A 7,111-nucleotide genomic window follows, 5' to 3' on the forward strand; every position below is an offset into this window, starting at 1 on the left:
GACAAGATGATGCTGGTCGAAATCATCCTGGGCGAGAAGACCGGCGAGGCGGCGATCGCCAAGGCGCTGGACTATGTGCTGAAGATCAAGAAGACGCCGATCGTCGTCAACGACTCCAGAGGTTTCTACACCTCGCGGTGCTTCTCCACCTTCCTGATGGAAGGCATGGCGATGCTGGAGGAAGGTTATGGTCCGGCGCTGATCGACAATGTCGGCCGCATGACCGGCATGCCGCGCGGCCCGCTGGAGATGCACGACGACGTCGCCTTGGACCTGTCCTACAAGATCGCCAAACAGACCAAGGCGGACTTGGGCGACAAGTATGTCCCCAACGAGGGCGAGCAGATCGTCGCCACCATGGTCGAGGGCGGACGCTTTGGCCGCAAGAATGGCAAGGGCTTCTACGACTATGACAGCAAGCCCAAGACGATCTGGAAGGGCCTGGCCGAGCTGGCGCCGACCACCAAGGGCATCGACAAGCCGGAAGAGCCGAGCGCCTTCGGCCAGATCGACGAGTTGAAGACGCGCCTGCTGTATCGCCAGGCCGTCGAAGTGGCCCGCTGCTGGGAAGAGGGCGTCATCGACGATCCGCGCGAAGCCGATCTGGGCGCCATCCTGGGCTGGGGCTTCGCGCCCTGGACCGGCGGTCCTATCAGCATGATCGACGGGATCGGCCTGGCCAAGTTCGTCGAGACGGCGGACCGCTTGGCCCAGACCTATGGCGACCGCTTCAAGGTCCCGCAGCTGCTGCGCGACATGGCCGCCAAGAATGAGACTTTCTACGGCAAGTTCGCGCCGGAGAAGAAGGCGGCCTGATCGAAAGGCTGAGACTGAAGACGACAAGGGCCGGGAGCGATCCCGGCCCTTTCTGTCTGTCTCTCCTCCCATCGGGAGGCGGCGTCAGATTATGTCCAGCGGCGTTTCGTGCTTGGGAGGCGGGAAGGCTTGGTCCAGCCGCTCCAGGTCCTCGGCGTCGAACTGGACGTCCAGCGCGTCCGCGTTCGCTTCGACATGCTCGACCGACGACGCTTTGGGGATGGCGATGACGCCGTCGTGACGCAGGGCGGCGGCCAGGGCCACCTGGGCCGGCGAGGCGTCGTGGCGGTCGGCGATGTCGACGATCAGCGGGTGTTCCAGCAGCCCGCCGCGCCCCAGCGGCGAATAGGCCATCATCGGCATGTCGCGGGCCTGCATCCACGGCAGCAGGTCGAACTCCACGCCGCGGGAACCCAGGTTGTAGAGCAGTTGGTTGGCGGCGCAGTCGTTTCCGCCGTCGATGTCGACCAGCCGCTCCATCGTGCGAAGGTCCAGGTTGGACACGCCCCAGCGGGCGATCATCCCCTCGTCCACCAGCTCCTGGAAGGCGTCGACGGTCTCCTCCAGCGGAATGCGGCCCTCCCAGTGCAGCAGGTAGAGGTCGATCCGGTCGACGCCCAGCCGTTCAAGCGACTTCTCGCAGGCCAGCATCATCCTCATTTCGGAGGCGTTTTCCGGCTTCACCTTGGAGACCAGGAAGACCTCGTCGCGGCGACCGGCGATGACCTCGCCCACCAGGCGTTCGGCGCGCCCGTCGCCGTAAAGCTCGGCCGTGTCGATCAGGGTCATGCCCAGGTCGATCCCGCGCGCCAGCGCCGCCTGCTCGGCGTCGCGGCGGGCGGCGGCGTCGCCGATCTCCCAGGTGCCTTGGCCAAGGGCGGGGACGGTCGTACCGTCGGCGAAGGTGACGAGGCGGGTCATGTCCGTCCTAATGCATGAGCGGCGAAAAGGCCGCCGGGAGGGTGGCGATGCAGACACGGCTTATCAAGACCGAAGGCCTGTCCCAGCAGGTTCTGGAGGCGGGCGAGGGGCCGCTGGTGCTGCTGATCCACGGCTTTCCCGAACTGGGCGTCAGCTGGCGCGCCCAGGTCGAGGCGCTGGGGGCGGCGGGCTATCGCGCCGTGGCGCCGGACATGCGCGGTTATGGCGGGACCGAACGGCCGCAGGGCGTGGCGGCCTATTCGATCCTGAACCTGGTCGGGGACATGGTCGATCTGGTCCGGGCGCTGGGCGCGCGGACCTGCACGGTGGTCGGCCACGACTGGGGGGCGCCGGTCGCCTGGCATTGCGCGCTGCTGAGGCCCGACATCTTCACCGCCGTGGCGGGCCTGTCGGTGCCGTTCCAGCCGCGGCGTCCGGGCGGGCCGCCCACCCCCGCCATGGCCGCCCTGGCCAGGAAGGCGGGGCAGGGCGATCTCTACATCAACCGCTTCCAGGCGCCGGACGCGCACCGGGACCTGGAGGCCGATCCGGCGACGACGCTGAGAAAGCTGTTCTTCGCCTATGACGGGGCGACCCCGGCGGAGCGACGCTCCACAGGCTTCATGCCCGAGGGCGTCAGCCTGCTGGACAGCATCGACGATGCGGCGACCCTGCCGCCGTGGATGAGCCAGGACCATTTCCAGGAGTATGTCGACGCCTTCGCGGCCGCCGGATTCGACGGGCCGCTGAACTGGTATCGGGCGCTGGACCTGAACTGGTCCCTGACCGCCTTCGTGCAGGACCAGAGGATCGCCGTGCCCGCCCTGTTCGTGGTCGGCGAGAACGATCCGGTGCGCCACTACGCCGGGCGGCAGGAGGCGACGATGAAGGACTGGGTTCCGAAGCTGGCCCGCATGGAGGTGCTGCCGGGCGCGGGGCACTGGATCCAGCAGGAACGGGCGGACGCGGTGAACGCCCTGCTGCTCGATTTCCTGGCGGGGCTCTAGGCGGCCTCGGCCGTTTCCAAGGCTGAACGGGCGTCGGCGACGATCTCGAGGCTGCGGATGCGGGCGGCGTTGTCGTGCATCATGCCCGTGACCATCAGCTCGTCCACGCCGGTCAGGGCGATGAAATCGGCCAGCTTGCGGCGCACGGTCTCGGGGCCGCCGACGGCGGAATAAAGCAGACGCCCGCGGGCGCTCTCGATCTGCTGCGGCGTCAGGACGGCGGCGATATCATCGACGGGGGGCGGAAGCTTGCCGGGCTTGCCCGTGGTCAGGCGCGCGAAGCTCTGTTGCATGGAGGTGGACAGCCGCACGCCCTCTTCGTCGGTGTCGGCGGCGAAGACGTTGATCGCGGCCATGGCGTGGGGTTTGTCCAGGTGTTCGGACGGCTCGAACGACCTTCGGTAGAGGGCCAGGGCCTCCAGCAGAAGTTCGGGGGCGAAATGGCTCGCGAAGGCGTAAGGCAGGCCTAGCTGGCCGGCCAGCTGGGCGCTGAACAGGCTGGAGCCCAGCAGCCAGATCGGAACGCGCAGGCCGGCGCCGGGTACGGCGCGGACGGCCTGCCCCGGCGTTTCCGGCTCGAACCAGTGGATCAGTTCGGCCACGTCGCGCGGAAATTGGTCGGCGGCGTCGAAATAGCGGCGCAGGGCGCGCGCCGTCGCCCCGTCCGTGCCGGGCGCGCGGCCCAGGCCCAGGTCGATGCGGCCGGGGAACAGGGTCTCCAGCGTGCCGAACTGTTCGGCGACGACCAGCGGCGCGTGGTTGGGCAGCATGACGCCGCCCGAGCCGACGCGGATGCGCCGGGTCCCGGCCGCCACGTGACCGATCACGATCGCGGTGGCCGCGCTGGCGATGCCGGGCATGTTGTGATGTTCGGCCAGCCAGAACCGCTCGTAGCCCAGGCGTTCGGCGGCCTGGGCCAGGGCCAGGGTCTCGTCCAGGGCGCGGCGGGCGTCGCCGCCTTCGACGATGGGCGACAGGTCGAGAACTGAGAACGGGATCATGACGCCTAGATCGGGACGCCCGCCGACAGATCAAGGGGAACCGCAACCGAAGCTGCGGCTTTGAGTCTGCCGTAGCGAAGGAGCGCGCGATGACCGACCAGCCCCCCAAGCCCCTGCCGCCGAAGACCGCGGACGGCGAGGACGCCCGAGAGGCCGCCGACATGGGCGAGAAGCCGGACCTGGGCCACCGCGCCGACGCCCTGATCGAGGCGCTGGACGGGACCGACTCCGGCTCCGACACTCGCGCCGGATCGTTGCGGGGCGGCTCGGCCAGCGGTTCGGACGACGATCCCGATTCGGCCCGCATCAATCGCGCACTGGCCGAAGAGGGCGAGGCCTTGAGCAACGCGGAGAAGGGGAAGCGCGAGGGGGCGTGAGCCCTTCGCCTTGCCGCCGCCATACGGAGGCGCCACGGTGGCGCTTCGACCCTGCGCCCGGGATATTCCCTCGATGATGCGACGACTGGCGGCTTCGGCCGCTTTCATGGTTCTTGGCCTTGCCGGATGCGACCGGACCGCGCAACCGGCCGAGCCTGCGTCGGAGACGCCTGTGCTCGAGGCGTCCGAACCGGCGCCGGTCCAGGCTCCGACCGATGCGCCGACCCCGGCCGCCGCCTTGGGCGAGGCCGAGCCGGCGGCGCCGGGCGCGCCCGCCTTCGCCGCCCTGTATCCCGGCGCCACGGCCGAGGCGCCCGCCGTCATCGCCGCCGGCGATGCGGGGCAGGGCGGGCTGGTGACCTTCGAAACCAGCGCCACCCCGGACGAGGTGATCGCCTACTACCGCGACCGGGCCGCCCAGGCCGGGCTGCGGCCCGTCATGGGCATGAACCAGGGGGACGCGCGGGCCTACGGCGCCGCCGACGGAGAACCGGACGGAGCCAAGTTGTCGGTCGTCGCCGCGCCGGCCGAGGGAAACACCTCGGTGCAATTGAGTTGGAGCGAGGGCCGGTGAGGGCTGCGGCTGCGGGCGGCGCGCTGGCGGCGCTGCTGCTGGCGGCTTGCGCGCCCGGCCCTGCGCATCCCCCGGTCTTCCTGGAAAGCGGGACGGGTTATCTGGCGCCGGCCGATCTGGCGCGCCTTGCCCAGGCGGTCCCGCCCCCGCCCGCCCCGGGATCGGCGACCGACCGGGCGGACAAGGCGGCCTCTGCGCGCTATGCGGCGCTGCAGGGCGGGGACCGCTGGCTGCTGGCGACGGCCCACGCCGAACTGCGTCCGCCGCTGGCGCTGCAGCACTTCGATTGCGCCCTGGGGGTGAGGCTGGGATCGGCCCAAACCCCCACGCTGGACCGGATCATGGCGCGCGCCTTTCACGACGCCAACGGCGTGGCCGAAAGGGTGAAGGCGCGGGCCGCGCGCCCCCGGCCGGTCGGCGACGACCCCCAGCGTCAGGCCTGTCAGAGACTGGACGCCGCCGCGCGAAAGAGCGCCTCCTATCCGTCCGGCAGCGCGGCGGTCGGGACGGCCTATGCCGAGACCTTCGCGGCGCTGGAGCCGAACCGGGCCGAGGCCGTGCGCCGGATCGGGCGCGAGATCGGGATCAGCCGGTTGATCTGCGCCATGCACTACCCCAGCGACGTGTCGGCCGGAGAGGCCATCGGACGGGCGGTGGCCGCCGAGATCGCGGCGACGCCGGCCTTCGCCGAGGACGCCCTGGCGGCGCGGGCCGAACTGGTCGCCGCACGCGCGAGCGGCCGCACCAACCCCGGCTGCGCGGCCGAGCGGGCGGCGCTGGCGACGCCGCTGCCCTGACGATGATCGACGTGCTGGCCGCGCTGGCGATCCAGACCGGGACTCCGGCGGCGCGGGCCTGCACGAAGGCCGAGGTCGAGGCGCTGACGCAGCCCTCGGCGGAACCCTATCGTATGATGTGCCGGGCCGTGCTGTCCGGGCGCGACGTACGCCGGCCGGTGCTGATCGAGGGCTCCGAGGCCTCGGGCGCGGCGCTGGATTGCGGCGGCGGGCGGGTCGAGACGCCAGGCGAGGCGACGACGCGGATTCCGACCATCGCCATCTGGTCACGGCGAGAGAATGCGGGCTGGAGCCGCCCGTCCGGCGTGACGGTGCGTGACTGCGTGGTGGCGGGCAACATCCGAATCTGGGGCATGGGCGCGGGCGGGTCGATGCGCGACTTTCGGGCCTCGTCGCGCACGCCCGATCACACGCGCGCCGCCCAGGCCGCGGCCCCGACCCAGGTGCGGGTCGAGCGGGTGCGGTTCGAGGCGACGGGGACCATCCCCCTCTATGTCGGGCCGGGCGTGACGCGCACGACGGTGACCGGCTCGACCTTCGCCGGCCGATCGACCTCGACGGCCATCTATCTGGACGCCGAGAGCGCGGGGGCGGAGATACGGGACAACGAATTCGACATCCGCACCGGGCGCGAGCAGATCGCCGTGGACGGGTCGGGCGCCAACCGCATCGTCGACAACCGCTTCGCCCTGCACGGCCAGGGCGGGATATTCCTCTATCGCAACTGCGGCGAGGACGGGGTGATCCGTCACCAGACGCCGTCCTACAATCAGATCACGGACAATGTGTTTTCCGGCGCGGCCTGGTTGAGGCCGCGCACGGTCGTGGTGGGCGCGCGTGAAGGGCGGCGACGCTATTGCGGCGACGACGCCGGCTGGCCGTATGGCTCCAGCGCCGACGACGGCGACGGCGCGCGCGGCAATCGGGTGTCGGGCAATCGGACCCAGCGCGCCATCCGGCCCTGGGCGCGATGAGGCCGAATTGCACTGCACCGCGAAAAACGGTGCAAGGTGCAAAAAAGTGCAATTCGGGGCGAGGCTCAGGTCTCGACGATCACCCTAACACAGGCTGGAGGCGTGATAGGTCGATTGCGGTCCGTTGCTGGAAAACCGAGGGAAAACAGAGGTCGAACCAGCGTCAATGGGAGGGCTGGACCGCCCGGGCGTCAGCCGGCGGCCCGCACCGCGGTCGCGACATCGGACACGACCCGTCGCACCAGGACCTCGTCGTCGCCCTCGGCCATGACGCGGATCAGCTTTTCGGTGCCGGAGGGGCGGACCAGAAGGCGGCCCTGGCCGTCCAGGGCGGCCTCGGCCTGGACGATGGCGGCCTTGACGGCGTCGTTTTCCAGCGGCCGGCCGGCGCTGTAGCGGACGTTCTCGAGCAACTGCGGCACGGGCTCGAACTGCCGGGCCAGTTCGCTCATCGGCTTGCCGGATTCGACCAGGACGGCCAGCACCTGCAGCGCCGCCATCAGGCCGTCGCCGGTGGTGGCGTGGTCATGCAGGATGATGTGGCCCGACTGTTCGCCGCCGATGTTGAAGCCGCCTTGGCGCATCCGCTCCATGACGTAGCGGTCGCCGACCTTGGTGCGCTCCAGCGTCAGGCCCTCGGCCTT

Annotated in this window: 8 protein-coding genes and 1 pseudogene; 6 read left to right on the forward strand and 3 right to left on the reverse strand. The window is 70.4% G+C overall.

Annotated elements, in window-relative coordinates; all coding sequences use genetic code 11:
- Nucleotides 1-816 (forward strand): 3-hydroxyacyl-CoA dehydrogenase family protein (locus B2U11_RS03565; protein ID WP_292070012.1); only part of this gene is annotated, 816 nt, incomplete at its 5' end.
- An 84-nt stretch (nucleotides 817-900) separates the two neighbouring features.
- Here B2U11_RS03565 and B2U11_RS03570 read toward each other — a convergent pair.
- A complete protein-coding gene (locus B2U11_RS03570) occupies nucleotides 901-1,737 on the reverse strand; it encodes an aldo/keto reductase (RefSeq protein WP_292070014.1) in 837 nt (278 codons plus the stop codon).
- Nucleotides 1,738-1,784: 47 nt separating this feature from the next.
- Here B2U11_RS03570 and B2U11_RS03575 point away from each other — a divergent pair, with 47 nt between their 5' ends.
- Nucleotides 1,785-2,744 (forward strand): alpha/beta fold hydrolase, encoded by a 960-nt coding sequence (locus tag B2U11_RS03575; protein ID WP_292070015.1) that lies wholly within the window; start codon nucleotides 1,785-1,787, stop codon nucleotides 2,742-2,744.
- Here B2U11_RS03575 and B2U11_RS03580 read toward each other — a convergent pair.
- Nucleotides 2,741-3,745: an LLM class flavin-dependent oxidoreductase gene (locus B2U11_RS03580; protein WP_292070016.1), complete on the reverse strand. Its 1,005-nt coding sequence runs from the start codon at nucleotides 3,743-3,745 to the stop codon at nucleotides 2,741-2,743. The genes B2U11_RS03575 and B2U11_RS03580 overlap by 4 nt on opposite strands.
- A gap of 89 nt (nucleotides 3,746-3,834) precedes the next feature.
- Here B2U11_RS03580 and B2U11_RS03585 point away from each other — a divergent pair, with 89 nt between their 5' ends.
- The 4 genes from B2U11_RS03585 (at nucleotide 3,835) to B2U11_RS03600 (ending at nucleotide 6,467) form a co-directional block, all read left to right on the forward strand.
- Complete coding sequence (locus B2U11_RS03585) at nucleotides 3,835-4,122, forward strand: ribonuclease (protein ID WP_292070017.1); 288 nt, start codon at nucleotides 3,835-3,837, stop codon at nucleotides 4,120-4,122.
- Between the two features lie 172 nt (nucleotides 4,123-4,294).
- A complete protein-coding gene (locus B2U11_RS03590) occupies nucleotides 4,295-4,696 on the forward strand; it encodes a hypothetical protein (protein ID WP_292070018.1) in 402 nt (133 codons plus the stop codon).
- On the forward strand, nucleotides 4,693-5,493 hold the full coding sequence (locus tag B2U11_RS03595; RefSeq protein ID WP_292070019.1) for a phosphatase PAP2 family protein: 801 nt from the start codon (nucleotides 4,693-4,695) through the stop codon (nucleotides 5,491-5,493). Before B2U11_RS03590 ends, B2U11_RS03595 begins: the two co-directional genes overlap by 4 nt.
- A 2-nt stretch (nucleotides 5,494-5,495) precedes the next feature.
- A complete protein-coding gene (locus tag B2U11_RS03600) occupies nucleotides 5,496-6,467 on the forward strand; it encodes a right-handed parallel beta-helix repeat-containing protein (RefSeq protein ID WP_292070020.1) in 972 nt (323 codons plus the stop codon).
- A gap of 191 nt (nucleotides 6,468-6,658) precedes the next feature.
- Here the strand turns inward: B2U11_RS03600 and B2U11_RS03605 are convergent.
- Nucleotides 6,659-7,111 (reverse strand): annotated as a pseudogene (locus tag B2U11_RS03605) (phosphoglucosamine mutase); the annotation flags it as partial.

Origin of the sequence: Brevundimonas sp. UBA7534, from assembly GCF_002479325.1 — a bacterium.
Taxonomy (GTDB): Bacteria; Pseudomonadota; Alphaproteobacteria; order Caulobacterales; family Caulobacteraceae; genus Brevundimonas.

Excerpts from the sequence above, each read along its gene's own strand:
- B2U11_RS03575 (WP_292070015.1), top strand. The coding sequence starts at position 1,785 with ATGCAGACACGGCTTATCAAGACCGAAGGCCTGTCCCAGCAGGTTCTG.
- B2U11_RS03585 (WP_292070017.1), top strand. The coding sequence starts at position 3,835 with ATGACCGACCAGCCCCCCAAGCCCCTGCCGCCGAAGACCGCGGACGGC.
- B2U11_RS03570 (WP_292070014.1), bottom strand. The coding sequence starts at position 1,737 with ATGACCCGCCTCGTCACCTTCGCCGACGGTACGACCGTCCCCGCCCTT.
- B2U11_RS03580 (WP_292070016.1), bottom strand. The coding sequence starts at position 3,745 with ATGATCCCGTTCTCAGTTCTCGACCTGTCGCCCATCGTCGAAGGCGGC.
- B2U11_RS03600 (WP_292070020.1), top strand. The coding sequence starts at position 5,496 with ATGATCGACGTGCTGGCCGCGCTGGCGATCCAGACCGGGACTCCGGCG.